Origin of the sequence: Corynebacterium frankenforstense DSM 45800, assembly GCF_001941485.1 — a bacterium.
GTDB lineage: Bacteria > Actinomycetota > Actinomycetes > Mycobacteriales > Mycobacteriaceae > Corynebacterium > Corynebacterium frankenforstense.
In genome coordinates this window covers 1041169-1067229 of record NZ_CP009247.1, presented here as the reverse complement: position 1 = coordinate 1067229, position 26061 = coordinate 1041169, and the positions used below count along the sequence as shown (strand labels likewise).

The 26061-nt window shown below is 70.4% G+C and carries 18 protein-coding genes; 9 read left to right on the top strand and 9 right to left on the bottom strand.

Annotated elements, in window-relative coordinates; translation table 11 throughout:
* Entirely contained in the window at nucleotides 1-1098 is a 1098-nt protein-coding gene (locus CFRA_RS04630) for a hypothetical protein (protein WP_075663658.1), read from the bottom strand.
* Between the two features lie 204 nt (nucleotides 1099-1302).
* Here CFRA_RS04630 and CFRA_RS04625 point away from each other — a divergent pair, with 204 nt between their 5' ends.
* Nucleotides 1303-2478 (top strand): acyl-CoA dehydrogenase family protein, encoded by a 1176-nt coding sequence (locus CFRA_RS04625; RefSeq protein ID WP_075663657.1) that lies wholly within the window; start codon nucleotides 1303-1305, stop codon nucleotides 2476-2478.
* An 89-nt stretch (nucleotides 2479-2567) separates the two neighbouring features.
* Nucleotides 2568-4208 carry an AMP-binding protein gene (locus CFRA_RS04620; RefSeq protein WP_075663656.1) on the top strand — a complete coding sequence of 547 codons (1641 nt, stop codon included), beginning with the start codon at nucleotides 2568-2570 and terminating at the stop codon, nucleotides 4206-4208.
* Here CFRA_RS04620 and CFRA_RS04615 read toward each other — a convergent pair.
* From CFRA_RS04615 to CFRA_RS04605, 3 genes are all read right to left on the bottom strand, one after another.
* Complete coding sequence (locus CFRA_RS04615; protein WP_075663655.1) at nucleotides 4205-4996, bottom strand: enoyl-CoA hydratase-related protein; 792 nt, start codon at nucleotides 4994-4996, stop codon at nucleotides 4205-4207. The two genes, CFRA_RS04620 and CFRA_RS04615, sit on opposite strands and share 4 nt — an antisense overlap.
* 189 nt (nucleotides 4997-5185) lie before the next feature.
* Nucleotides 5186-5395, bottom strand: coding sequence for a PspC domain-containing protein (locus CFRA_RS04610; protein WP_075664875.1), 210 nt, complete (start codon nucleotides 5393-5395; stop codon nucleotides 5186-5188).
* Between the two features lie 249 nt (nucleotides 5396-5644).
* Nucleotides 5645-6157 (bottom strand): MarR family winged helix-turn-helix transcriptional regulator, encoded by a 513-nt coding sequence (locus tag CFRA_RS04605; RefSeq protein WP_075663654.1) that lies wholly within the window; start codon nucleotides 6155-6157, stop codon nucleotides 5645-5647.
* Nucleotides 6158-6378: 221 nt separating this feature from the next.
* Between CFRA_RS04605 and CFRA_RS04600 the strand changes: the two genes are divergently transcribed.
* Nucleotides 6379-6915, top strand: a complete 537-nt coding sequence (locus tag CFRA_RS04600) for a YceI family protein (protein ID WP_075663653.1) — start codon at nucleotides 6379-6381, stop codon at nucleotides 6913-6915.
* Nucleotides 6916-7015: 100 nt separating this feature from the next.
* Here the strand turns inward: CFRA_RS04600 and CFRA_RS04595 are convergent, their stop codons facing one another.
* The 4 genes from CFRA_RS04595 to CFRA_RS04580 all read right to left on the bottom strand — a co-directional run bounded on the left by CFRA_RS04595 (nucleotide 7016) and on the right by CFRA_RS04580 (nucleotide 14955).
* Nucleotides 7016-9661, bottom strand: coding sequence for an ATP-binding protein (locus CFRA_RS04595; protein ID WP_075663652.1), 2646 nt, complete (start codon nucleotides 9659-9661; stop codon nucleotides 7016-7018).
* Nucleotides 9658-10809 carry a metallophosphoesterase family protein gene (locus tag CFRA_RS04590; protein WP_075663651.1) on the bottom strand — a complete coding sequence of 384 codons (1152 nt, stop codon included), beginning with the start codon at nucleotides 10807-10809 and terminating at the stop codon, nucleotides 9658-9660. The genes CFRA_RS04595 and CFRA_RS04590 overlap by 4 nt, the downstream gene beginning before the upstream one ends.
* A gap of 74 nt (nucleotides 10810-10883) precedes the next feature.
* Nucleotides 10884-11804 carry an SWIM zinc finger family protein gene (locus CFRA_RS04585; RefSeq protein ID WP_075663650.1) on the bottom strand — a complete coding sequence of 307 codons (921 nt, stop codon included), beginning with the start codon at nucleotides 11802-11804 and terminating at the stop codon, nucleotides 10884-10886.
* 10 nt (nucleotides 11805-11814) lie between these two features.
* Nucleotides 11815-14955 carry a DEAD/DEAH box helicase gene (locus CFRA_RS04580; protein ID WP_075663649.1) on the bottom strand — a complete coding sequence of 1047 codons (3141 nt, stop codon included), beginning with the start codon at nucleotides 14953-14955 and terminating at the stop codon, nucleotides 11815-11817.
* A gap of 312 nt (nucleotides 14956-15267) precedes the next feature.
* On the opposite strand from CFRA_RS04580, the gene putP reads away from it, so the two are divergent.
* From putP to CFRA_RS04565, 3 genes are all read left to right on the top strand, one after another.
* Entirely contained in the window at nucleotides 15268-16839 is a 1572-nt protein-coding gene (gene putP, locus CFRA_RS04575) for a sodium/proline symporter PutP (protein WP_075663648.1), read from the top strand.
* A gap of 111 nt (nucleotides 16840-16950) precedes the next feature.
* Nucleotides 16951-17628: an HNH endonuclease family protein gene (locus CFRA_RS04570; protein ID WP_075663647.1), complete on the top strand. Its 678-nt coding sequence runs from the start codon at nucleotides 16951-16953 to the stop codon at nucleotides 17626-17628.
* 75 nt (nucleotides 17629-17703) lie between these two features.
* Nucleotides 17704-18180 carry a DUF2269 domain-containing protein gene (locus tag CFRA_RS04565; protein ID WP_075663646.1) on the top strand — a complete coding sequence of 159 codons (477 nt, stop codon included), beginning with the start codon at nucleotides 17704-17706 and terminating at the stop codon, nucleotides 18178-18180.
* Between the two features lie 205 nt (nucleotides 18181-18385).
* Here the strand turns inward: CFRA_RS04565 and CFRA_RS04560 are convergent, their stop codons facing one another.
* Nucleotides 18386-20779: a DEAD/DEAH box helicase gene (locus tag CFRA_RS04560; RefSeq protein ID WP_415684175.1), complete on the bottom strand. Its 2394-nt coding sequence runs from the start codon at nucleotides 20777-20779 to the stop codon at nucleotides 18386-18388.
* 177 nt (nucleotides 20780-20956) lie between these two features.
* On the opposite strand from CFRA_RS04560, the gene CFRA_RS04555 reads away from it, so the two are divergent.
* From CFRA_RS04555 to CFRA_RS04545, 3 genes are read left to right on the top strand one after another with little or no spacing between them, the layout of a single operon-like run.
* On the top strand, nucleotides 20957-22402 hold the full coding sequence (locus CFRA_RS04555) for an amino acid permease (RefSeq protein WP_083667032.1): 1446 nt from the start codon (nucleotides 20957-20959) through the stop codon (nucleotides 22400-22402).
* Nucleotides 22403-22437: 35 nt separating this feature from the next.
* Nucleotides 22438-22845: a (deoxy)nucleoside triphosphate pyrophosphohydrolase gene (locus tag CFRA_RS04550; RefSeq protein WP_245797686.1), complete on the top strand. Its 408-nt coding sequence runs from the start codon at nucleotides 22438-22440 to the stop codon at nucleotides 22843-22845.
* A complete protein-coding gene (locus tag CFRA_RS04545; RefSeq protein ID WP_075663645.1) occupies nucleotides 22842-25817 on the top strand; it encodes a DUF3427 domain-containing protein in 2976 nt (991 codons plus the stop codon). Before CFRA_RS04550 ends, CFRA_RS04545 begins: the two co-directional genes overlap by 4 nt.
* Nucleotides 25818-26061 lie beyond the last annotated feature (244 nt).

Here is a 26061-nt window from a genome sequence, read left to right as displayed (position 1 = left end):
CTAGTCGCGCTGGCGCCACCAGTCGAGCAGCTCGGTGCCGCGGCCCTCAGGGAAGGCCACCCCGGAACGCGCGCAGCAGTCCAGGCAGAGGCACTCGAGCTTCGCGGCCAGCCGCAGCGCCTGGCCCAGGTCCGCGGTGTGCGTCTCCGAGGGGTAGTCACGCTCCATGCCCATGCGCGCCGCGGCCAGCCAGCCGGCCAGGCGCGCCGAGGCGCCCGCGGTCGAGGCGTCGGTGACCTCGGTGGCGCCCCCGCCGGCGCCCATGCCGGCGTCCGCGCCGGCGTCCGCGCCCTCGGTGCCGGAACCGCCCTCGGCGGGCTGCGCGGCGTCGCCAATCTTCCGGGTGCGCAGGTGTTCGATCAACGGGTACGCCGCCAGCAGATGGCGGCGCTCATCCTTGGTCACGCCCTCGGCGTCGAGGCGGTGCTCGGCGGCCGCGTGCTCCTCGACCTCGAGCGCGCCGAGCGGCAGGCCCTCGGCGGCGAGCACCTCGGCGACGACGGGCAGCAGGTCCGCCAGCTGCTCGCGGGCGCTCAGCCCGAACCAGGAGTCGGTGAGCACGACCTCGGCGAGCACGGCGCGCTCGTGGCCGGCGCGCGAGGGCACGAAGGCGGGCTCGGCCAGGCGACGGCCGAGCACCGTGCGCCGCCCCTCCCCCGGTACGTCTCGGTCCTCGCGGGCGGCCACACCCACGCCGGGCAGGACGGTGATCAGGTTGTCCACCGCGGCGTCGGCGGCGACGGGCTCGATCGAGGAGTCCGGCGCGGTGCCCTTGCCCAGCGAGGTGGTCTGGCGCTCGTCGTAGACCAGCTCGACGGAGCCCTGCGGCCCGGGCAGCGCCGATGGCCGCGCGCCGCGGGATGGCGCGCGCCCCAGCTCCCGCCACCGCGCACGGGTGTGCACGTGGCTGGCGTCGGGGTCCTGGACGATGAGCACCGCGGCCGTCGGCAGGGGCAGCTGCCGCAGGCAGGCCAGCCCGGAGAGGATCGAACGGGCCTCGGGCGCGCCGGCGTCGGGCAGCTCGCAGGCCGCGGCGTCGAGGATCGACTCCGGGGCCGGGTGGGTGTGGAGTTCAGAGAAGTTTTGCGGGGCGTTCATGCCCGTCACGCTAGTGCAGCGCAGGTCATTCGTCTCGCCGAACAGATCAGGCTGCGCGCATGCCCCGCCCCTTCACTTGCCGACGTCGCGCGTGCCCCACCCCGGCGTGCCCCGCGCGCGTACAAAATGGCACGCGCCACCCGGTCACACTGGTAGTGTCGGCGATCACAGCAAATGACTAACGACCGTTCGTCCGGAGGAGCCATGGCCGACAACCCCATCACCAGCCCCGCAGACTTCTACGACGTCTTCTCCGACGTCACCGGAGGCGACCTCGAGGCGTGGCGGCGCGCCGCCGAGTTCGGCGCGGCGGCCCGCGACCGCGTCAACGCCGCCTGGGAGGCCGCCGACTACCCGCTCGACCTCGTGCGCGAGGCCGCGGCGGCCGGGCTGATGACCGACGGCATCGAGATCCCCGGCCAGCCCTCCTACTCCGCGCTCGGGCGCTCCCTGATCGTCATGGAGGTCGCCCGCTGCGACGCCTCCCTGTCCACCGCCATCGCCGTGCAGGCCGGTCTCGCCATGCGCTCGATCGCCAACTGCGGCTCCGAGGAACAGAAGACCAAGTGGCTGCCGGCCATGGCCACCTGCGACAAGCTCGGCGCCTTCGCGCTGACCGAGCCCGACCACGGCTCCGACTCGGTGGCCCTGGAGACCTCCGCGCGCCGCGAGGGCGACGAGTGGGTCATCAACGGCGCCAAGAAGTGGATCGGCCACGGCTCCGTCGGCGACGTCTCCATCATCTGGGCGCGCACCGACGACGGCGAGGTCGGCGGCTTCCTCGTCGACCAGACCGCCGAGGGCTACGCGGCCGAGACCATCAACGGCAAGGGCTCGCTGCGCGGCATCCCCCAGGCGCTGATCACGCTGACCGACGTCCGCGTGCCCGACTCCGCCCGCCTGCCCGGCGCGCGCAGCTTCCGCGACACCGCGGGTGTGCTGTCCGGCACCCGCTGCTCGGTGGCCTGGGCCGCCCTCGGCATCGCGCTCGACTGCTTCGAGCGCGCCCTGGCCCACGTCCAGGAGCGCGAGCAGTTCGGCCGCAAGCTCGCCGGCTTCCAGATCATCCAGCAGCGCCTCTCCGACATGCTGCAGGACCTGGTTTCCATGGCGCTCTACTGCCGCCGCCTGGCCGACCTCGAGGAGGCGGGCACCCTCTCACCGAAGCAGGCCTCCCTGGCGAAGGTGCACAACACGCGCGCGGCCCGGCGCATCGCCGCCGACGCCCGCGACATGCTCGGCGGTGTGGGCATCCTCCTGGAGAACCACATCATGCGCCACATGGCCGACCTCGAGGCCCTGCACACCTACGAGGGCACCGACACCATCCAGTCGCTGATCGTCGGCAAGGCGGTCACCGGCGTGAGCGCGTACCGCTGAGCGCGGCCGCCCCTGACCCCGTACCGGCAACCGCACCCGACGCCCCTGATCCCATACCGGCAACCGCACCCGACGCCGAAGGAGCAACGATGAGCACGTCCGAGACCGTCCGCCCCGTCGAGTGGCTCACCGAGAAGGTCCGCGACCTCGACATCCCCGACGACGAGACCGTCTTCGACCTCGTCTTCGGCGGCATCACCGACGAGGAGCGCGACCGCCCCGCCATCACCGACGTCTCCACCGGCCAGACACTCACCCTCGGCGAGTTCCGCGACCGCGTCGAGGCCCTGGCCGGAGCGCTGGCCGCCCGCGGGATCGGCGTCGGCGACGTCGTCGGCCTGCAGGCGCCCAACGGCATCGCCTACGCCCTGGCCTTCCACGGCATCATGCGCGCCGGGGCCACCATCACCCCGATCGGCGCGCTGGCCACCGCCAAGGACGTCGAGTTCCAGCTGCGCGACTCCGGGGCCGGCAGCCTGCTCTACATCGACAAGCTGGGCCCCGCCGGAGCCGAGGGCGCCGAGCGCGCCGGGGTCGACATGACCGTCGCGCTCGACGACCCGGCCGCCGGGCTGGCGGCGCTGCTGACCGAGGGCGAGCCCGCCCCCGAGATCGACATCGACCCGCTGACCCACGTCGCCGCCCTGCCCTACTCCTCCGGCACCACCGGCCGGCCCAAGGGCGTGCGGCTGAGCCACCACAACCTGACCGCCAACATCCGCCAGACGGTCGCGATGCTGAGCCTGAACGGCCTGCGCCCGGGCTGGACGGTGATGGGGCCACTGCCGTTCTTCCACATCTACGGGATGAACTCGATGCTCAACACCATCGTCGCGGCGCGCTGCCACCTGCTGACCATGCCGAAGTTCGACCTGCACCTCTTCCTCGAGGCGCACCAGAAGTACGGCGTGCAGTACACCTACGTCGCCCCGCCGATCATGGTCGGGCTGGCCAAGCACCCCGCCGTCGACGAGTTCGACCTCTCCTCGCTGGAGTTCATGCTCTCCGGGGCCGCGCCGCTCGACGAGGAGCTCGCCGACGCCGTGGCGAAGCGCATCGGCTGCGACGTCATCCAGGGCTACGGCATGACCGAGACCAGCCCGCTGGCAACCGCGCACGTGCGCGGCCAGGGCGACATCGGCTCCATCGGCACGCCCGCGCCCAACACCGAGGCCAAGCTCGTCGACCTGCTCGACCCGGATCTCGCCGAGATCCCGGTGCCCGGGCCCGGCGACCCGCAGGCCGAGGGCGTGCCCGAGGGCCACTCCCGCGACGGCGAGCTGTGGATCCGCGGGCCGCAGGTCATGCTCGGCTACCACGACAACGAGGAGGCCACCGCCGGGGCGCTCACCCCGGACGGCTGGCTGCGCACGGGCGACATCGCCCGCTACAACGCCAACGGCAGGCTGCTCATCGTCGACCGCGCCAAGGAGCTGATCAAGTACAAGGGCTACCAGGTCGCCCCCGCCGAGCTGGAGGCCCTGCTGCTGACCCACGACTCGGTGGCCGACTCCGCGGTCGTGCCGTGGCGCCGTCCCGAGGACGGCGAGGAGGTCCCCCGGGCCTTCGTCGTGCTCAAGGAGGGCCACGAGCTCGGCGAGGAGCAGCTGAAGGATTGGGTCGCCGAGCGAGTCGCCCCCTACAAGAAGATCCGCCGGATCGACTTCATCGAGCAGATCCCGAAGTCGGTCTCCGGCAAGATCCTGCGCCGCGAGCTGCGCGACCGCTAGTCGAAGTCGGGGCGGCGGTGTCCCAGGAAGGCCGCCACGCCCTCGCGGTGCCCGTCGGAGGTCAGCAGGCGCGGCTGGACCTCGGCCTCCACGGCCAGCTGCTCGTCCAGGCTGCCGAGCGTGGCACCGTTGATGAGAGCCTTGACCTCGGCGAGCGCCTCGCGCGGCGATCCGGCGAGCACCCCCGCGACCAGCTCGCGGGCGGCGGAGAGGACCTGACCGTCCTCGACGACCTTGGCGACCAGCCCCGCGGCCGCGGCCTCCTCGGCCGGCAGGCGCGACTGGGTCAGCGCGAGCTGCATGGCTCGGGCCCGCCCCAGGGAGGCTGCGACCGTCAGGCACGCCGCACCGTCGGGCACCAGGCCGATGCGCCCGAAGGGCAGCGTGAAGAACCCGCTTCGCCCGGCGACGATGAGGTCGCAGGCCAGCGCCAGCGAGGCGCCGATGCCGGCGGCCGCGCCCTCGACCGCGGCGACGACGGGCACCGGGCAGTCGGTGACCGCGCGAATCATCGCGGTGGCGTTGGCCATCGGGTCGGAGTCGGCGTCGTCGCCGGCGGCGAGCGCCTCGGCGACCTCGGCCGCGCCGTCGACGAGGTCGGCGCCCGCGCAGAACGCGGGGCCGGCGCCGGTGAGCACCACGGCGCGCACCGCGGCGTCGTCACCCGCCCGCTCGATGGCCTGCGCGAGCTCCAGGAACTCCGCGTGCGTCAGGGCGTTGCGCCGCTGGGGCTTGTCGATGGTCACCACGGCCACGTTGCCGTCGCGCTCGGTGCTGATCGTCGTCATGGGGCCACTCACCGTCATTTCCCTTGGATCTCTCTCCGGTCGGGCGACCGGATGCGTCACGTGTGCGTCCAAGGTATCGGGCGCGGGCGCGCCGCCGCAGCCGTTTCGGTGATCTGGCTCACCCGGAATGCGGGCCAGGCGACGGCACCCGACGGAGCGCGTGCGCCGACGCGCGCCGCCGGAACAGCCTCAGTCCTGCGGCATGATCAGCCAGGCGAGCAGGTAGAAGATGACCTGCGGGCCGGGCAGCAGCACCGAGGCGACGAAGAGCAGGCGCACCAGGCCCGGGTCCCAGCCGTAGGTCTCGGCGATGCCGCCGCACACGCCCCCGATCCAGCGGTCGGTGATCGAGCGGTGCAGGCGCCGGCTGCTCAGCGGCTCGGCGTCGGTGCCATACACGGCGGTGTCCTCGGCGGTCGGCGGGATGTAGGTCTGCGCGTTCACGGGATGCTCCTCTCGGGTGGCCGGGGCGGTCTCTCCGCCCCGTGTCACCTTCAAGTCAAGCCGCCGGCGCTGACGAGGACATCGGGGATACTCCCGGATCTTCCCCCTAGGGGTGGGCGCAGACGCGCACCCCGTGGCCGCACCACGCCCCCACGCCTACGGTGCCCCACGCCGCGGGCGACGCGACCGCGCCGCGTCGGAAAGCTACTTCGCGCCGTCGGCGTCCCCGCACAGCGGGCCGGCGAAGTGGCCGGTGCCGGGGACGTTGTCCACGGCGAGCACGCCCTCGCCGAAGGCGCGCAGGCCCGCGGCGGCCTCGGGCGTGAGGTGGTCGAAGACGAGGCGCCGCACGCTCTCGACGTGCTCAGGGGCGGCGGCGACCAGCCGGCTGCGGCCGTCGTCGGTCAGGCGCACCTCCACGCCGCGGGCGTCGCCCTCACTGGGGCACTTGGTCACCAGACCGCGGCGCTCCATGCGCGTGACCTGGTGCGAGGTGCGGCTGCGGTCCCAGTCGAGCGAGGCGCACAGGTCGCGCAGGCGCAGCGACTCACCGTCGGCCTCGGACAGCGAGACGAGCACCGCGAACTCGGAGGCCGACAGGTCCTGGCCCTTCTGCAGCGTCTCGTCGATCGCGCGCGAGATCTTGCGCGTGCTCGCCAGATAGAGGCGCCAGAGGTCCTGCTCGTCGTCGTTGAGCCACCGCGGGGTCTTCGTCATGTCTCCCGAGAATAATTATCGGCCCTGGCAATGGCCAATGACTCCCCCATTTTGTTGACGATTCACCGTTACTTGTTGACACGTCAGCGAAACGCATTATGATGGGTCTCGTCACCGCGACACAGACGGTAACGCGGCCGGGAGGCGTCCGCGACCGCAGCGGTAGCGGTGACGCATTAGCGCAAGACACACAGACCCGATCAAATCTCAAGGAGACTTCAATGACCGACTACACCGGCACCTACGCCATCGATCCGGCCCACACCAACGTCGGCTTCACCGCCCGCCACGCCATGGTCACCAAGGTCCGCGGCCACTTCCCCGAGGTCGAGGGCACCGTGGAGATCACCTCCGCCGACGCCTCCGAGGCCTCCGCCAAGGCGACCGTCAAGACCGCCTCGATCGACACCGGCAACGCCGACCGCGACGGCCACGTCCGCGGCGAGGACTTCTTCGACGTCGAGAAGTTCCCGGAGATCACCTTCTCCACCACCGAGGTCTCCGTGACCGGCGGCGAGGGCACCATCACCGGTGACCTGACCATCAAGGGCACCACCAAGCCCGTCACCCTGGACGTCGAGCTCTTCGGCGTCGAGGAGGACCCCTTCGGCAACACCCGCCTGGGCTTCGAGGCCACCGGCAAGATCAACCGCACCGACTTCGGCGTCGACTTCCAGGCCCCGCTGAACTCCGGCGGCGTGCTGGTCAGCGAGAAGATCGGCATCGAGATCGAGGGCTCGGCCATCAAGCAGGCTTAAGTCTGAGGCGCTGCCGGAGCGCCACCGGGCCGGACGGGTATCCCACCCGCCCGGCCCGTTTTCTTGCTTGACGACGCCCGCGTGCCCCGCCGTCGGCGCGTCAGTCCACCGTGGCGGCGCGCTTGAGCTGGGCGATCGGGTAGTCGACCTTTCCGGCGACCCCGTCGTAGCGGCTCGGCATGCAGGTCAGGATGAAGACCTGCCCGTCGCCGCCGACCTTCGAGAGCACCGTGCTCATCCGCTCCAGGCGGTCGGGGTCGGTGTTGCCCAGGGCGTCGTCGACGAAGACCGGCGTGGTCAGCCCCTCGCCGGGACCGCCGGCCAGGCGCGCGACGGCGAGGCGGCCCAGGATCATCAGCTGCTCCTTCGCCCCGCCGGAGAGCAGCTCGACGTCGACGGTGCGCCCGTCGCGGCTGCGCCCGCTGACCGCGAGGTCCTCGTCGAGCTCGAAGCGGGCGTCCCGGCCGAAGACCGGACCGGTCAGCTCCGCGAGCTCCTCGGCGAAGGGCCGGGCGTAGCGGGCCCGGGCCTCGCCGCGGTGCCGCTGCAGCGCCTCGCGCAGCACGGCCACGGCGTGCGCGCGCCGCTCGACGGCGGCCAGCGTGTGCCCGGTGCGCTCCTTGCGCGAGCGCGCGGTCTCGAGCTCCTCCTCCGCGCCGCGGGCGTGGTTGATGTAGCCCTCGTTGCGCGAGATCGTCAGGGTGGCCCGGTTGGCCCGCTCGGCGAGGCTCTCGACCTTGGTCTCCGCCGCGGCGTGCAGCTCGGCGGCCGTCTCCGGGTCAGCCTCGCGGACCTTCTCCTTCGCCGCGGCCAGGCGTTCCTCGGCCTGGGTCAGGGCGGTCTGCGCCCCGGCGAGCACGTCCTTGAGCGTCTCCTCGGCCTGCTCCTCCTCCGCGGCGGCCAGGCGCCGGTCGGCGGCCTCGGCCTCGGAGCGCGCACCTTCCAGCCGGGCACGCAGCTCGGCCAGCTCGGTGGCCGCGGTCCGCTTCGCCCACGGGTCACGCTCGGCGGCGGCCCGGTCGCGGGCGCCGGCCGCCTTCTCGCGGGCCTCCTCCGCCTCGTCGACCTGCTTGGCGGCGGCCTCGGCGTCCAGCTCAGGCGCGGGGTCCTCCCCCAGCGCGGCGGCGAGCCGGTCGCGCTCGGCGCGCAACTCGCCGGCGTCGTCCTCGCCGAGCGCCTCGTCCAGCAGGCGGCGGGCGTCGGCGAGCTCCCGGGCGCCGCGCTCGCAGCGCTCCAGGGCGGCGCGGGCCTCCTCGACGTCGGCCACGTGCAGCTCCTCGAGCAGCACCCGCAGCTTCTCGCGCGCGTTGTCCAGCCGGTCGGCGTCGGTGGTGTCGTCGGCCTGGCCGGCGCGGAAGACCGCGGTGACCTCGCCGACGCGCAGGGTCGTGCCGTCGGCCAGCGGCACCTCGGCGGGCCCGCCGCCGAGCTCGACCGCCTCGCCGCCCACCGCGACGTCGGCACCCGAAGGGCCGCTGACCAGAAGCTTCGCGGCGCGCTGCCGGGCGACCTCCTCGGCGATGCGCACCTCGGTCGCCGCGTCCTCGACGGCCTTGACGTCCTCGGCGCGCACCGTGTGCTCGGGCAGCGCGGCGCGGGCCTTCTCGACTGCACGGGTGCGCTCGTCGATCAGCTCGACGCGCGCGGCGAGCTCGGTCAGGCGCGCGTGGTCGCGCACCGCCTTCTCCTGCGTGCGCGCCGCCCGCCCGGCGGCCTCGGCGGCCTTGAGCTCGTCCTCGGCCTTCTTCAGCGCCTCGTCGAGGCGGTTGAAGGTCTCCTCTTCCTCGGCGGCCTTCTTCTCGGCCGCCTCGAGGCCGGAGCCCATCTGTTCCAGTGCCTTGCGCCGCGCGCCGGCCTCCTCGCGCAGCTCGGTGCGCCGGGCCAGGTCGGCCTCGGCGCGCTGCACCTCGCGCGCGGCGTTCTCGCGGGCGAGACCCGCCTCCTCGGCGCGGCGGGTGACCTGCTCGGCGGCCTCCAGCTCGGCGGCGCGCCGCTCGAGCTTCCCCCGGGCCTCGGGCAGCGCGGCCTCGGCGTCGTCGCGCTCGCGCTCGGCGGCCGCGGTCTCGCGGACGTGGCCGGCCAGCTCCTCGACCGCGGCCTTGGCGCGGGTGAGCTCCTCGGCCGCCGCGGCGTCGGCGGTGCGCGCCTCGGCCAGCTCGCGGGCCTCCCTACCGGTCTTGGAGAAGTAGCGCGCGTACTCGTCGTCGACGGCGCCCATCAGCGCGGAGTCCTCCTCGCCTGCGCCGGGCTCCCCGCCCGAGGCCTCGTCGAGGGCGCGCGAGAGCGACGGGATGCCCACGGCCTCGAGCGCGGGCTCCACCTCGGACTGGCGCATGAAGGTCGCGGCCAAAAGGTCCTCGTCGACGTTCTGCGCGAGGATCTCCTCGAAGCGGTCGTCGGCGTCGCGGCCGGTGACGTTCTCGCGGCGCGGCTCGAAGACGGTCAGCTCGGCCTTGCGGGACTTCAGCCACTGCTTGGTCATGGTCAGCCGGTACGGCCCGGCCGTGATCGTCAGGCTCACCCGGGGGCCGACGTCGCGGCCGACGGGCTGGTAGGCCTCCATCTTCTTGCCGCCGGCGGTGTGCTTCTTCTCGATGAGCAGGTGGATGGCGTCCATGATGGTGGACTTGCCGGCCTCGTTGTCGCCGGAGATGACGAAGACGCCGCGCTCCGGCAGGTCGTGCAGCTCGAGGTGGTCGACGCCCTTGAAGTTGTCGATGACGATGTCGTGGATGCTCAGGCTCACCGGTTCTCCTCGGTCTCGTACAGGCGGAACAGCAGGTTGACCGCGTCGGTCTCGCCCGCCTCGACCAGCTCGTCGAGGGTCTCGGCGACGAAGCCGGTCATCCCGGAGTCCGCGATCTCCTCCGCGCTCGGCGCGGTGTGCAGGTCCATCAGCCGGGTGCGCTCGCGCAGCGAGGCGAAGACCGGCTCCAGGGCGGCGATGCCGCGCTCCAGCTCGCGGCGTTGGGCGAGCCCCACGCTGCCGGTCAGCGCGTACTTCACCGCGGAGTTCTTCTTGTCCTCCCAGCCGTTGAGGGTCTCCAGGAAGTCGGCGACGTCCTCGTCGGAGTTGATCTCCGCCGCCAATGCCTGGAAGCGCCAGCGGCCCACGCGCACCTTGTCCACGTCCACCTCGGCCGGGCCCACGCCGTCCTTGCGCACCGTGACCACCAGGGCGTTGCCGGAGTCGGCCTCGCCGCCGCCGTCGGGCTCGCGGAAGGCGGTGACCTCGGGGGCCCCGGAGAACCAGGCGCGCCCGCCGGTCGCCTCGGGCTCGACGGCCAGGGTCGAGTGGGTGTCACCCAGCGCCAGGTAGTCGATGGTGCCGTCGGCGAAACGCGGCCCCAGCCCGGCGACGTCGAGGTGGTCGAGGCGCTCGTCGCCGTAGGAGGTCGGCTGGCCGTGGCCGACGACCACGCGGATGTCCGCGGTGGGCTCCAGCTCCGCCACGGCCGCGGTCACCAGGTCGCGGTCGGTCTCGCGGGCGGTCAGCGGGGCGCCGATGATCTCCACACCCGGCGCGGCGGCCACCGGCCCGGAGCCGTCGAGCAGGTGGACGTGGTCCATGCCCGGTTCCTCGGTGACCCGGCGCAGCACGGAGGCGGCGTTGAGGGCGTCGTGGTTGCCGGGCAGCAGGTAGCAGTCGACGGGCAGCTCCCGGAAGGCCTGCACCGCGCGTCCGAAGGTCAGCTTGGTCACGGAGTTCATCTCGAAGACGTCGCCGGCCATGACGATGAAGGCGCAGCCGCGTTCGGCCGCGATCTCGCCGAGGCGGGTGATCGCGTCGATGCGCGCGTCCGTGTAGCGCGGCAGCGCCTCCTTCTCGTCGAGGAAGTGCCGTTCCATGCCGAGCTGCAGGTCGGAGGTGTGCAGGAAGGTGACTTCGGTCATGACCCCAGTTCTAACAGACCCCCGTGACAACGCGGCGCCGAGCGGGGACCACTCCCGAACAGACGTTTCCGGCCTCACTCCCGGGAGCGCGGGGAGGTGTCGCTGCCGGTGAGGTGGTCGTAGAGGTCCTCGATGTCGGAGACCGCGCGCAGCTGCTCGATCGAGGTGTAGGAGACCTGCCGCATCGCCTGGTGCAGCAGGTCGGTGTCGGAGTCGTCGAGCGCCGGCGCGACCTTCGGGTCGGGCAGGCCGGGCAGCTCGCGCCCGCCCCAGAACGCCTCGTTGTCGCCGCTGGCCGAGTCCGCCGAGACCTCCCGGGCGTGCCGCGACATCTCGGCGACCATCTGGTCGATGTCCAGCCCGCGCACCTCGAACATCAGCGCGGGCCGCTTGATCAGCCGCTGGGCGGCGACCTCGCTGACGGCCACGGCGTGCTTGCAGGCCGTCGTCATGTCCGGGCAGTCGCAGTGGAAGCGGATGTCGCCGGTGCCCGCACCGAGCAGGATGTCGAGCACCTCGCCGTCGACGTCGCCCTGGCGTGCCCGGCGCGCCCCGTCGGTCGACTCGGCGAGCCGGCGGGCGACCTCGGTGAGGTCGTCGGCCGAGCGGTACGGCAGCTCGATGGTCGTGTGGAAGGGGTCGGGCTGGGACCCGGCGACCTCGGCGGTGATGCGCCCGCCGGAGAACTCGACGCCGAGCACGTTGCCGCCCTCGGCGTAGGCGCGCCCGCGGTCGACGCGCCCCTGGTCGGTCGCCGCGGTCACCGCGCGCACCAGGCGTGCGGCCCCGGGCGAGAGCGTCCGCGAGCGGTCGTCGTCCAGGGGGCGTGCCCTCCTGCTTGCGCGCGCCCCGTCGCCCCCGTCGCCGCGTCCCCCGCCGTCGCGCGCGCGGCCGCGGTCGCGGCGGCCGAAGTTGGCGTAGATGACGTTGTCGCGCCGCGGGTTGCGCCCGTGCCGGGCGCCGCCCTGGCCGTCGTGCTGCTCGTCGTCGCTCATGGTCTTCCTCCTACTCCCCCGTGCCGCGGTAGCTCATCAGCTCGGCGAGCTGGTCCGGGTCCAGCTCGGTGATCCAGCCCTCGCCCTCGCCGATGACGGCGCCGGCCAGCTGGGTCTTGCCGTCGAGGATGTCCTGGATGGACTCCTCGAGGGTGCCGGCGGTGATCATCTTGTAGACGGTGACGTCCTTGCGCTGGCCGATGCGGTAGGCGCGGTCGGTGGCCTGGTTCTCCACCGCCGGGTTCCACCAGCGGTCCATGTGGACCACCACGCTGGCCGCCGTCAGGTTCAGGCCGGTGCCGCCGGCCTTCAGCGAGAGGATCATCGCCGCCGGGCCGTCCGGGGACTGGAAGCGCTCGACCATCTTCGCGCGCCCGGTGCGCGAGACCCCGCCGTGCAGGAAGGGCACGTCCTCGCCGAGGCGGCGGCTCAGGTACGGCTTGAGCAGGTCGCCGAAGGCGCGGTACTGGGTGAAGATGAGCATTCGCTCCCCGCCGCCGACGGCCTCGTCGAGCAGGCGGACCAGCTCGGCGACCTTGCCGGAGCGGTGGTGGCCGCGAAGCGTCACCGCCGAGCCGTCGCCGAGGAAGTGCGCCGGGTGGTTGCAGATCTGCTTGATGCGGGTCAGGGCCGCAAGGACCAGGCCGCGGCGGGCCATGCCCTCGGTGTCCTCGATGCGCCGGCGCACGTCGTCGACGTAGGCGGTGTAGAGCGCGGCCTGCTCGGCGGTCATCGCGACGGTGACCACGTGCTCGTTCTTCTCCGGCAGGTCGTCGACCACGGCCGGGTCGGTCTTGAGCCGGCGCAGGATGAACGGGGCCGTGAGCCTGCGCAGCCGCTCGGCCATCGCGGAGTCCTGGTCGCGCTCGATGGGCCGGGCGAAGTGGTTGCGGAAGAACGACGCGCTGCCCAGCACGCCCGGGTTGGTGAAGTCCAGGATCGAGCGCATCTCGGACAGGTGGTTCTCCACCGGGGTGCCCGTCAGCGCGATGCGGTGGCGCGCCGGCAGGGCCCGAACGGCCTTCGCCGAGCGCGTCGCGGAGTTCTTGATGTGCTGGGCCTCGTCGAGGACCACGTGGTCCCACTCGACCGCGCCCAGGAGCGAACGGTCGCGCGCGGCGATGCCGTAGCTGGTGACCACCACGTCGTGGGTCGCGATCATCTCGTCGAACTTCTCACCGCTCGCGCGGTGCGAGCCGTGGTGGACCACCACGCGCAGCTGAGGGGTGAAGCGGCGCGCCTCGGTGGCCCAGTTGCCCACCACGGAGGTCGGCGCGACCACGAGTGTGGGCCCGGTGGCCTCGTCGCGGGCGTGCTCGACGGCCAGCAGCGTCAGCAGCTGCAGGGTCTTGCCCAGGCCCATGTCGTCGGCGAGCACGCCGCCGAGCCCGTTGCGCGACATCCAGTGCAGCCAGTCCACGCCGCGGCGCTGGTACTCGCGCAGCTCGGCGTGCACGGTCTCGGGCAGCTCGACGCGCTCGGGGGCCTGCTCGGCCAGCGCCCCGGTGCCGCCGATCAGCGCGGTGTACCAGTCCGGCCCGGTGATCTCGACGGGGTCCTCGGCCAGCGCCTCGAGCGCCAGCTCGCGCAGCTCGGCGACGGTGACCTGGCCGGAGTCGTCCTCGGCGGCGGCGTTGAAGGCCTCGCGGGCCTCCTCGAGCTCGCGCTCCAGGCGTGCGACGGTCGCGTCGGTGTCCGGGTCGTCGGAGAGCCGGGCGCGCTCGATCTCGGCGGCCAGGCGCTCCAGCTCCCGCTTGGCGCGCGTGCGGGAGCGTTGCGCGAGCTCGGACATGTAGTCGGTGATCCGGGAGATCGAGGAGGTGTCGGCCAGCACCCACTGCCCGCGCAGGCGGATCAGCCCGGACTTGGAGTGGACCAGCTCGTCCATCTCGGAGTCGGTCAGCTCGGTGTCACCCACCGAGATCCGCCAGTTGTAGTCGATGAGCTTGTCCATGCCGATGTGGCGCCGGGTAGCGCCCTCGCCGGCGGCGTCGGACTCGCGGGTCTCCAGGTGCGCGTGCGCCTCGAAGCTCGCCCACGCCTTGGGCAGCATGACGGTCACGCCGTGCTCGCGCAGCCGGGCGGCGTCGCGGGAGACGAAGTCGACGACCTGGGAGGTCGACAGGTAGACGTCCCAGTCGCCCACGCGCCCCTCCCCCGGCGCCTCGGTGTAGAGGTCGACGGGCACGGAGACGCCGCGCGGTGCGTCCACGCCGTAGGACGCGACGTCGAGAAGCGGGGCGATCTTCACGGCCCGGGCCTGCTTGTCGCGGGCCAGTTCCAGGGTGCCGCGGTCGAGGTGCCCGGCGCGCACGGGCTGCGGGGAGCCCACGCCGCTGCGCAGCTGCACGCGCACCGGCCACAGCGCCTCGTCGGGGTCGACGTTCTCGGTGTCGGAGTCGTCGGGCTGCTCGACGATGGCCACCAGCTGCACGTCGACGCTGGTGATCGACTCCTTCCAGGAGTTCAGCCGGTTGAGCAGGCCCACCCCGCCGCGGCGCACGGGCGTGGACTCGATCAGCGAGCGGGCGAAGTCGTGGCGGTCGAGGTAGTCGTCCTCCTCGGTGAGGTCGGCCAGCATGGCCGCGGCGATCCAGTGCGGCCAGGTCTCGGTGATGTCCTCGTCGAGGTTGCGGTTGTTGACGGTGAGCACGCCCGGCGCGGCGGCGGTCATGGCGGCGACCCAGCCGCGCTCGTCGAGGCCCTGCGCGAGCTGCCACTGCGGGTACCAGTGGTTGTCCTCGTAGGCCAGCTTGATCATCACGCGCCCGGCGCGCACGAAGCGGTAGAGGCCGCGGTACATGCGCACCAGCCACATCAGGTCCGGGGCGATCGCCTCGCGCTGCGCCTTGGTGGCCGCCGGGCCGGGCTCGTCGAGGAACTCGAGGCGGCTGAGCAGACTCATCGCCTCGGCGGGCGCGTAGGCGGCGGTCGGGATGGTCAGGGCGACCTCGCGGCCCTTGGGCGTGCGCAGCGTGGTGCGCAGCCGGTGGCGGAAGGAGGCGGCGGTCAGCAGGTCCGCGACCGCCGGCGGGAACGTGCCCTCGGGGACCGATTCGGGCACGACGATCCGGTGGCCGGCGACCTGCTCGATCCACAGGTGCAGCCCGGAGCGCTGGACCCACAGCCCGTGCAGGAGGAATTTGGCCATAGGAACCGTTTTACCATTGTCGCCGCGTTTTCGGCCCCTCCCAATTGACGACGCCGCGCAGCGCAGCGTCGGTGCACCCAATACGGGTGGGGCGCGCCCCGGTGGCGGGCGGGCCGCTGCGCGGCCACGGCCGGGTGCCGCGCGAAGACGGGTGCCCCGCTGCCACGGGTGGGGCGCGCCCACGGCGCGCACCGGGGCGTCGTCAAGCACACCCATCACCGGGGAGACATGAGTGAATTATTTCCCTGGAAGTGACTTGTGCGACATAATGACGACGATCTGTACGCCACCGGAGAGGCATCCCCCGTGCATATGACCGAGTCGACGTGGTTCGTCATAGCCATCGTCATCTACATGTTCACCATGCTGGCCATCGGCTACTGGTCCTACGTGCACACCAGCAAGTACGACGACTACGTGCTCGGCGACCGCGGCCTGAACCCGTTCGTCGCCGCGCTCTCGGCCGGCGCCTCGGACATGTCCGGCTGGCTGCTGATGGGCCTGCCCGGCGCGCTGTTCGTCTCCGGCCTCTCCGAGCTGTGGATCGCCGTCGGCCTGCTCATCGGCAGCTTCGTCTCCTGGTCGATCGTGGCACCCCGGCTGCGCAGCTACTCCGAGATCGCGCAGAACTCGATCACGCTGCCCAGCTTCTTCGGCAACCGGCTGCGCGACCACACCCGCTCGGTGCGCGTGACGGCCGCGCTGATCATCATCCTGTTCTTCACCTTCTACGTCTCCTCCGGCATGGTCTCCGGCGGGCGCTACTTCGAGGCCACCTTCGGCGGCGACTACCTGACCGGCATGATCATCGTCGCCGCCGTCACCGTCGCCTACACCTTCATCGGCGGCTTCCTGGCGGTCTCCTACACCGACGTCGTCCAGGGCCTGATCATGTTCCTCGCCCTGATCCTCGTGCCCACCATGGCGCTGCTGACCCTGGACAACCCCGCCGACATCTTCACCTGGGCCACCGAGCACGACTACGGCCCGTGGACCGACGGCACCGGCAACCCCGAGTTCTTCTCCATGTTCACCGGCGTCTCCGTGGCCACCTTGATCGGGCACCTGGCCTGGGGCCTGGGCTACTTCGGCCAGCCGCACATCGTCATCCGCTACATGGCGCTGCGCCGGCCCTCCGAGGCCCGCCGCGGGCGCATGTGGGGCATCCTCTGGATGGGCCTGTGCGTGCTCGGCGCGCTGGCCACCGCGACCGTGGGCACCGTGTTCTTCTCCCAGAACCCGGACATCGCGGTGACCGACCGCGAGGCCTTCGAGACGATCTTCCTGGACATGGGCCGCATCCTCTTCCACCCGCTGATCGCCGGCCTGGTGCTCACCGCGGTGCTCGCCGCGATCATGTCCACGATGAGCTCGCAGCTGCTGGTCGTCTCCTCCTCGCTGATCGAGGACCTGATGACGATCTTCCTGAAGAAGCGCCCCGAGGAGATGGTGCTGGTCAACCTCTCGCGCACCGCGGTCGTGGCCGTCTCCGTGGTCGCCGCCGCACTCGCTGTCAACCCCAATGACTCGATCCTGGGGCTGGTCGCCTTCGCCTGGGCGGGCTTCGGCTCCGCCTTCGGCCCGCTGATGCTCTTCAGCCTCTACTGGAAGCGCCTCAACACCGCCGGCGCCCTGGCCGGCATGGTCACCGGTGCCGTGGTATCCTTCGTCTGGGGCTCGGTCGAGGCGCTCTCCGGCACGATCTACGAGATGGTGCCCGGCTTCGCGGCGGCCGCGCTGGTGACCTGGATCGTCTCGAGCGTCACCCGCGCCCCCTCCGCCGAGGTGCAGTCCGACTTCGAGCGCGCCTCGAAGCTGGCCGAGATCGCCGAGTCCGACCCGGACGTCGACATCGCCGAGGCCGGGCGGCGCCTGGAGGCTTAAGTCCCTCCCCCAGCTCACGTGCCCGGCGCCCGGTCCTCCGGCGCCCGGCTTTTCGGCGCCGGGGCCGCGCCCGCAGGAACCGCGCGGCGCGCACCCGCGGTCTAACCGGGTGTGCCCCTCAGTGAGACCCCCGCGCGCTGGCTGCGCCGCATCCTGCTCGTCCTGACCGCCTGGGCGCTGGCCGCCACCGCGTGGCCGTGGCTGCGCCCCTACGAGACGCTTGACGACGTCCCGCTGCCCGCCCTGGGCGATTCCCTCGCGGCCGTCGTCGTGCTCGACGCCCGCCCCGAGCTGCCCGGCTACACCCGCGAGGCCTTCGGCGCCGGGTGGGCCGCGCAACCGGGCGGGTGCACCACCCGCCAGGCGGTCATCGCCGCGCAGTTCGAGGACGTGCACGCCGAGGAGGCGACCTGCCGGCTGCTCGCCGGGGCCGGTCAGGACCCCTACACCGGCGAGGCGCTCGCGGCGACCGACGAGGTCGAGATCGACCACGTCTTCCCGCTGGCCGCCGCCTGGGACATGGGCGCGCACGCCTGGGACACCCGCACCCGCCACGCCTTCGCCAACGACGCGGTCAACCTCGTGGCCACCTCGAAGGCCGCCAACCGGGACAAGTCGGACCAGCTGCCCGCCGAGTGGCTGCCCGAGGCCCCGCGGGCGCGCTGCTGGTACGCGCGCCGCGTCGCGGCGGTCGCGGCGCGCTGGGGGCTCGCGCTCTCCCGGGCGGACCGGGCGGCGATGCGCGGGGCGTGCCGCCTCGGCGGACTGGGCGCGGCGCTGCCCCGCTGAATATTGCTGCCATGACAACGCCCGTTAGACTGGCCGGGAACTTGCACAACTCTCCGGGACCGAAGAAAGGTCACTGTGTACACCATCCTTCTCGCACTCCACGTCATCGCGGCCGTCCTCTTCCTCGGGCCGGTCACCTACGCGGTCTCCCGTTTCCAGGTTGAGGCCGTCGCCGCCCACAAGGGTGACGAGCGCGCCGCCGGCACCGCCCGCACGCTGCACAAGGTCACCTCGACCTACGGCGTGCTCTCGCTGCTCGCCCCGCTGCTGGGTATCGCGGTCATGTTCACCGACCCCGGCACCTACTGGACCGACGGCCGCTTCCACGCCTCCATCGGCCTGTCCGTGGTCGCCTGGGCCCTGCTGATCTTCCTGATCATCCCGCGTCAGAAGAAGATGGCCGGCGCCCTGGGTCTGCTCGGCCCCGACGAGGTCGACGCCGACGAGAAGTTCCGGGTCAGCAACTGGGACAAGGCGAAGGGCCAGCTGTCCATGTTCGGCGGCATCTTCGCGCTGCTCTGGGTCGTCATCGCCGTCCTGATGGTGATCTGACCGGAACCCAGGTCCACTGAACCGGTCCCCCGGACCGGCACATGAAAGAACCGCCCCCCCGGCCTCTCTCGAGGTCGGGGGCGGTTTTCGTGTCAGGCCGGGCGCTCGGCGCCGTCGGGCCGACGTCGTCAGGCCGCGCGCTCGGCGCGCCGGCTCCGTCGGGCCGAGCCGCGCTCAGCGCGCCGGCCGACTGGCTGCCGGTCGCCTACCAGCGGTCGCGACGGTCTCGGTTGCCGCCCCGGTGGCCGCCCCGACGGTCGTCCCGGTCGCGGTAGCCGCCGCGTCGGTCGTCACGGTCCCGGTTGCCGCCACGGTGGCCACCCCGACGGTCGTCCCGGTCGCGGTAACCGCCACGGCGGTCATCGCGGTCCCGGTAGCCGCCACGCCGGTCGTCACGACGGTCGTCACGGTGCCCGCCACGGCGGTCGTGGTGGTCGCGGTGACCGCCCCGGCGGTCGTCGCGCCGGCCACGGCCCCGGTCGCGGTAGTTGTCGCGGTCGCGGTCACGCGGCGGGCGGCCGGTGTCGCGCTCGAGGTTGATCAGCTGGCCGGAGATGCGGGTCTCCTCCAGGCGCTCGAAGACCTCGCCCGGCAGATCCTCGGGCAGCTCCACCAGGGAGTGCGAGCCGAAGATCGAGATGCGGCCGAAGTCGCGGGAGTTCAGCCCGCCCTCGTTGGCCAGGGCGCCGACGATGGCACCCGGGCGCACGTGCTGGCGCTTGCCCACGGCGATGCGGTACATCGCCTTGCCCTCGCCGGCCTCGAAGCGGCCGCGTCCGCGGCGGTCGCCCCGGTCGCGGTCACGGTCGCGGTCGCGGCGGTCCCGACGGTCGCGCCTGGCGTCCTTCGGCGGCTCCTTCATCAGGAACTCGTCGCCGATCTGCGCCTGGGTGGCCAGGGCGGCGGCGATGTCCTCCAGCGGCGTGTCGTGCGCCTCGGAGTAGGCCTTGACCAGGCCGCGGAACAGCTCGAGCTGCGGGTCCTCCAGCGACTCGGTGATCGAGTCGGCGAAGCGGGACTTGCGCGACTCGTTGACCTCGTCGACGGTCGGCAGGTCCATCTCGGCCAGCGGCGCGTTGGTCACCCGCTCGATGGTGCGCAGCATGCGGCGCTCGCGCGGGGTGACGAAGAGGATGGCCTCGCCGGTGCGCCCGGCACGGCCGGTGCGGCCGATGCGGTGGACGTAGCTCTCCGTGTCATGGGGGATGTCGAAGTTGAGCACGTGGCTGATGCGCTCGACGTCGAGGCCGCGGGCGGCGACGTCGGTGGCCACGAGGATGTCCAGGCGGCCGTCGCGCAGCTGGTCGACGGTGCGCTCACGCTGGGCCTGGGCGACGTCACCGTTGATGGCGGCGGCGGAGAAGCCCCGGGCGCGCAGCTTCTCGGCGACCTCCTCGGTCTCCGACTTGGTGCGCACGAAGATGATCATGGCCTCGAACTCGGTGACCTCGAGGATGCGGGTCAGCGCGTCGAGCTTGTTGCGGTGGGCCACGTGCAGCCAGCGCTGCGTGATGTTGGTGGCCGTGCGGGTCTCCGCCTTGACGGTGACCTCGGCGGGGTTGTCGAGGTACTGCTTGGAGATCCGGCGGATGCCGTTGGGCATGGTCGCCGAGAACAGGGCGACCTGCTTGTGCTCCGGGGTGTCCTCGAGGATGCGCTCGACGTCCTCCTGGAAGCCCATGTTGAGCATCTCGTCGGCCTCGTCGAGGACGAGGAAGCGCAGGTTGGAGATGTCCAGCGAGCCGCGCTCGAGGTGGTCGATCACACGGCCCGGGGTGCCCACGATGATGTGGGCGCCGCGCCGCAGGCCGCCGAGCTGGATGCCGTAGGCCTGCCCGCCGTAGATCGGCAGGATGTGGATGCCGCCGAGGTGGTCGGCGAACTGCTGGAAGCTGTCGGCGACCTGCAGGGCCAGCTCGCGCGTCGGCGCGAGCACCAGGGCCTGCGGGTGGCGCTGCGAGCGGTCGATGCGCGCCAGGATCGGCAGCGCGAACGCCGCGGTCTTGCCGGTGCCGGTCTGGGCCAGGCCGACCACGTCGCGGCCCTGCATCAGCAGCGGGATGGTCTCCTGCTGGATCGCCGAGGGCTGCTCGAAGCCGACCTTGCGCACGGCCTCGACGACGTCGTCGGGCAGGCTCAGCGCGTCGAAGCCCGGGGCGTCGTCGTTCTTGTCGTTCTCGTCGTCCTTCTCGGACTTCTCGTCCGCACCGGACGTGCCGGACTTGTCGTCCGTGTTCTCTTCCGTCTTCCCGTCGGCGCCGGCGTCCTGCGCGGCGTCGTCCTTGTTCTCGGCGCCCTTGGCGTCGTCGTTCTCGTTCTCGGCGCCCTGCTCGACGCGTTCCTTGTCGTCCATGTCCTCCGCGCCGTCGCTTTCCGACGCCGTCCCTTCCGCCACGTGCGCGTCCGCCGCGGCCTCTGCGCCGCCCTCGGCGGCGCTGTCCTTCTTCTCGTCGTCGTTCTCGGTCTGCCCGGCCTGATCCGCGGCCCTGGTGTTCTCCGAGGTCTGGGCCTCGACACCGCGCGAATCTTCCCGGTTCACCGACTCATCCACATTCTCCGGCGCATTCTCGCCGCCGGCGGCGTTTTCGGTTATGCTCATTGCCCTGCAAGAATACGACAGGTACCACGGTTTTTCCGCATCGGGCCGACAATTTCGCTCCGTGACCCGATGGAGTGCTGCGTCACCCTGACTGCTATGGTGCGCCGCGCAACTCCCTATTCGTCGGCGCGTCTCCGTGGGCGCGTCAGTTCAACACAAAAGAAAGTGGGCTCGGTCATGTCGGCACAGCCTTCAGAGAGCACCGCCGCGCAGTCCGCGCAGGCGCAGACCCAGACACCGCAGCGGCGTCGTCCGCAGCTGGGACTGAAGGCCCGACACATCCATTTCATCGCGCTGGGCTCCGCGATCGGCACCGGCCTGTTCTACGGCTCGGCCGGCGCGATCCAGGCCGCCGGCCCCTCGGTGCTGCTGGTCTACCTGCTCGGCGGCGCGGTGGTCTACTTCATGCTCCGCGCCCTCGGCGAGATGGCCGTGCGCCACCCGGTCTCGGGGTCCTTCGCCGAGTACACCCGCGAGCACCTGGGCGGCTGGGCCGGCTACATCACCGGCTGGATGTACGCCTTCGAGATGATCATCGTCTGCCTGGCGGACCTGACGGCCATCGCGATCTACATGGGCTTCTGGTTCCCGGACACCCCGCAGTGGGTGTGGGTGGCCGTGACCCTGCTGGTCGTGGGCGCGGCGAACCTGGTCAGCGTGCGCTGGTTCGGTGAGCTCGAGTTCGCCTTCACCATCGTCAAGGTCGCCGCCGTGATCGCGATGATCGTCGGCGGTGCCGCGATCCTGGCGTTCAACCTGGGCTCGGACCCGCAGGCCGCGGGCGTGGACAACCTCTGGAGCGACGGCGGCTTCTTCCCCAACGGCGCCGGCGGCATGATCTCCGCGTTCATCCTGGTCCTCTTCGCCTTCGGCGGCACCGAGATCATCGGCGTGGCCGGCGCGGAGGCCGAGGAGCCCAAGAAGGCGGTGCCGAAGGCCGTCAACACCGTGCCGATGCGCATCCTGCTGTTCTACGTGCTGAGCATCCTGGTCATCCTGCTGCTCAACCCGTGGCGCTCGATCACCGGCGAGGAGAGCCCGTTCGTCCAGATCTTCAGCACCCTGGGAGTCAACTGGGCGGCCGCGCTGCTCAACGTCGTGGTCATCACCGCGGCGCTCTCCGCGATCAACTCGGACCTCTTCGGCGCCGGCCGCGTGATCACGGGCATGGCCCGCCAGCACCTGGCCCCGCAGCAGATGCAGAAGACCACCGCCAAGGGTGTCCCGGTGTTCACCACGGTCGCTCTGTTGGTCGTCCTGGTCGTCGGCGTCGTGCTCAACTGGCTGCTTCCCGAGGAGGTCTTCACGGTCGTCGCCGCGCTGGCCACCTTCGCCACGATCTACGTCTGGCTGATGATCCTCGTCGCCCACGTCGCCTCGCGCCGCCACCTGAGCGCCGAGGAGGTCGAGGCCCTGGACTTCCCGGTGCCGCTGTGGCCCTGGGGTCAGTACTTCGCCATCGCGTTCATCATCTTCACCTTCGGCATCATGCTCTGGGAGCCGGAGTACTGGACCGCACTCGCCGTGGGCGTGGGCTTCCTGGTGCTGATGACGGTGCTCTACTACGCCACCGGCCGGCACCGGATCCCCGGAATCAACGACATCGACGGCGCGCGGCTCTAGAATCCGAGCACACCGAGATTAAGGAGTCCCCCGCGATGGGAATGGCCACTGACCCGATCCGCGTCACCGGCGCGGTCATCGTCCGCGATGGCACTGTCATGGCCGCCCAGCGCGGGGCGCACAAATCTCAGGGGGGCCTGTGGGAGTTCCCCGGCGGCAAAATTGAGCCTGGTGAGGCCCCGCAGGAGGCATTGGCGCGCGAGCTGCGCGAGGAGCTTTCCTGCAGCGTGAGCGTGGGAGAGAAATTGACGACGACCGCGCATGACTACGGCACTGCGGTGGTTGAGCTGACTACCTTCTTCTGCACTCTGGAGGGGACCGAGCCGCAGCTGAGTGAGCACCAAGCGCTCGCGTGGCTGCCTCCCGAGCGCCTTGAGGAGCTGGAGTGGGCCCCGGCCGATGTGCCCGCCGTGCGTCTGCTGGTTGAAGGCGCCCACCCGTGAACCGACTGACCGAGGCGTTGAACCTCGATACTCGATTCGGCTTTCTCGACCGCGCGCTGCCGGCCGGTCAGATCTTCAACCCCGAGCTCATCGTCAATGCTTCGACTGATTCCGCGGCGCCGAATACCGGCGAGGATCGGTCCATGCTCGCCGCGATTAAGAACGAGCTGCGACAGGCCAACGAGTTCATCTTCTCGGTCGCCTTTATCGCCCCGAGCGGCCTGGCGCCGCTGAAACAGCAGCTTCTCGATTTCACCGGCCGCGGGACGATCATTACTTCCCGCTACCTGGACTTCAACGAGCCCGCGGTTTTCCGAGAGCTCCTCCAGCTCACCGAGGACAACCCCAATATCGAGGTCCTCATTCACGAGGATGTCGATCATGGCTTCCACGCCAAGGGCTATATCTTCCGCCACGAGGTCGGTATGACTGCCATCGTCGGCAGCTCGGATGTCACCGGCAGTGCGCTCAGCACTAACCAGGAATGGAACTTGAAGTTCTCTGCCCTGCCCGGCGGCGACATTGTCGAGCAGATCGATAAGGCCGTGGCCTATCAGAAGTCCACTTCGGTCGCCTTGAGCGCCGAATGGATTGAAAACTACGAGCAGACGCGCCACCACCGCGACTTTGTCGTTACCGACTCTGGGGTTGGCGAGCGCATTAACGGCCGCACGCGGATCCTGCCGAATGTCATGCAGTCTGATGCGCTCGAGCAAATTCAGCGCGTTGTCGATGCCGGCGAGCAACGGGCCGTAGTCATTTCCGCCACCGGTACCGGAAAGACCATTCTCGCAGCCCTCGCGGTGCGCCAGTTCGCCCCGAAGCGAATGCTCTTTATCGTGCACAGCGCGGACATCCTCGCCAAGGCAAAGCTCGAGTTCCAGAAGGTTCTCGAGGAACCCGATTCGGCCTTTGGCTTTTACTCCGGTGGCACCTATGACCTGGACGCGAAATATCTCTTCGCCACCATCCAGACCATCTCGCGCGACGAGCACCTGTTGCAGTTCGCTAAGAAGGCCTTCGATTACATCGTCATCGACGAGGTTCACCGCTCTGGTGCCAAGTCCTATCGCAAGGTCGTCGACCACTTCGAGCCCGAGTTTCTCCTCGGGCTGACCGCGACTCCCGAGCGCACCGATAACTTCAACGTCTTCGAGCTCTTCGACTACAACGTCCCCTACGAGATCCGCCTCGACAAGGCGCTCAAAGGCCGAATGCTCGTGCCGTTCCACTACTACGGCATCGCCGATCCCGTCGATAGCGAAGGAACCAAGACCGGCGAGCAGATTTCACTCGGCGCGCTGACGGATTCCAGCCGTGTGCGCAGCATCGTCGACAACCTGCAGACCTATGGGCATGCCGAAGGCGCTAAGGGACTGATCTTCTGCAGCCGTGTCGACGAGTGCCAGCTCCTGGCAGAGGAGCTCAATGGCCAACTCGTGTACGGCAAGCCGCTACGTACACGCGCGCTGACAGGCAGCTCCACGAACGAGGAGCGCCAGCAGGCGGTCGAGGAACTCCAGGCCGGACGCCTGGACTATCTGCTCACCGTCGACATCTTTAATGAAGGCGTCGATATTCCCGAGCTCAACCAGATTGTCATGCTGCGCGAGACAAAATCCCGCATTATCTTCACCCAGCAGCTCGGTCGCGGCCTGCGCAAGGCTGCAGGTAAAGACCACGTTCGCGTGCTCGACTTCATCGGTAACTACGCGAATAACTACATGATCCCGTTGGCACTGACCGGCGATAACACCGGCACCAAAGAAGGCGCGCGCCGCGACACCATGACGCCGACAGTGACCGCCGGTGGCTCGACCATTAGCTTCGATCGCATCGCCCAGCAGCGCGTCCTGCATGCCATCGACAGCGCTCGGCTCACGGGCCGGCGCGAGCTGCGCGCAGCCATTACATTGCTTCGCGACCGCCTCAATCGGATTCCCCAGCTGCGACACTTCCTGCGCTTCGACTCGCTCGATCCCTACGTACTCGCGACCACCGAGCGGCCACGGAACTACTGGACGCTTCTGGTCTCTCTGAAGTTCCTGTCAAAGGACATGGCTCCGAGCGCTGCAGAAGAGTCATATTTGAGCATGCTTTCCGCGGAGCTGCTTAAGGGTATTCGCCCGCACGAGATTCTTCTTCTGCAGAGGCTCCTCGAAGTCGGCGAACTTACCCGCGATGACTTCCGTGAACTCCTTCGCGAGAACAACACTCGCTCTGACGATGCGGTTATCACGCACACCGAGCGGGTTCTCACGCTGGAGTTCTTTAACGAGCAGCTCAAAGACGCCTATGGCCGCACGCCCATTATCGATGTGGTTCGCGGTAAATACCGACTGCACCCGAAGTTCCGAGACCTCTACGAGGCCTACTCCCCCAGCGCCAAGCACGAGTGGAACCCCGCATCCTTCCGCGATCATGTCGATGACGTGCTCGCCACTGGACTGATGCGTTGCCGCCAGACCGGTCAATGGGATGGACATCTGGTCGTTGGCCGGCGCTACACCCGCCGCGATGTCTGTCGCCTGCTGTGCTGGGCGAAAAACCAGGAAGGCACGATGTACGGCTACAAGCTCGACGCCGATACTCAGACCTGCCCGATCTTCGTCACACATAACAAGGCCCAAGAGCTCGATGTTGACGTGCGCTACCCCGACCAATTGATCACCCCCAGTGTGATGCACTGGTACTCCAAGCACGGGCGCACGCTGGCCAGCTCGGATGTTGCTCCGATGGCCGCCAATGAAGTCGACATGCCGCTCTTTGTTAAGAAAAGCGATGCCGAAGGCTCCGACTTCTTCTACCTCGGTCGCGTCTCGGCCGATAACCCCGAAGCCACAACGCTTCCCGATAAGGATCACGTCAAGAAGGACGTCGTCTCGATGGACCTGACGCTCGAGTCACCGATCGAGCAGGAGCTTTTCGAGTACCTCAACACCGAGGCGCGCACCGCGCGCCCGGACGCCTAGGGCTACCACCGCGACGTCGTCAATTTTTGTTCCACCCCCTTTCGGGGGCCTGGTTGAGTTCCTTCGCAACTCAAGTAAGTTTCGCATGCCCGGTCGTAGCCGCAGATCACCGGAATCGAAACTAAAGTTGCCTGCGCACGGAAGTGACGGGCGACACGAGACCTTTCACCCCTGTTCTAGTCTGACGTGTGAGGTATCCACCGCGGGATTCGATTAACCCGCCAACTTTGGGTTGAATGTAATT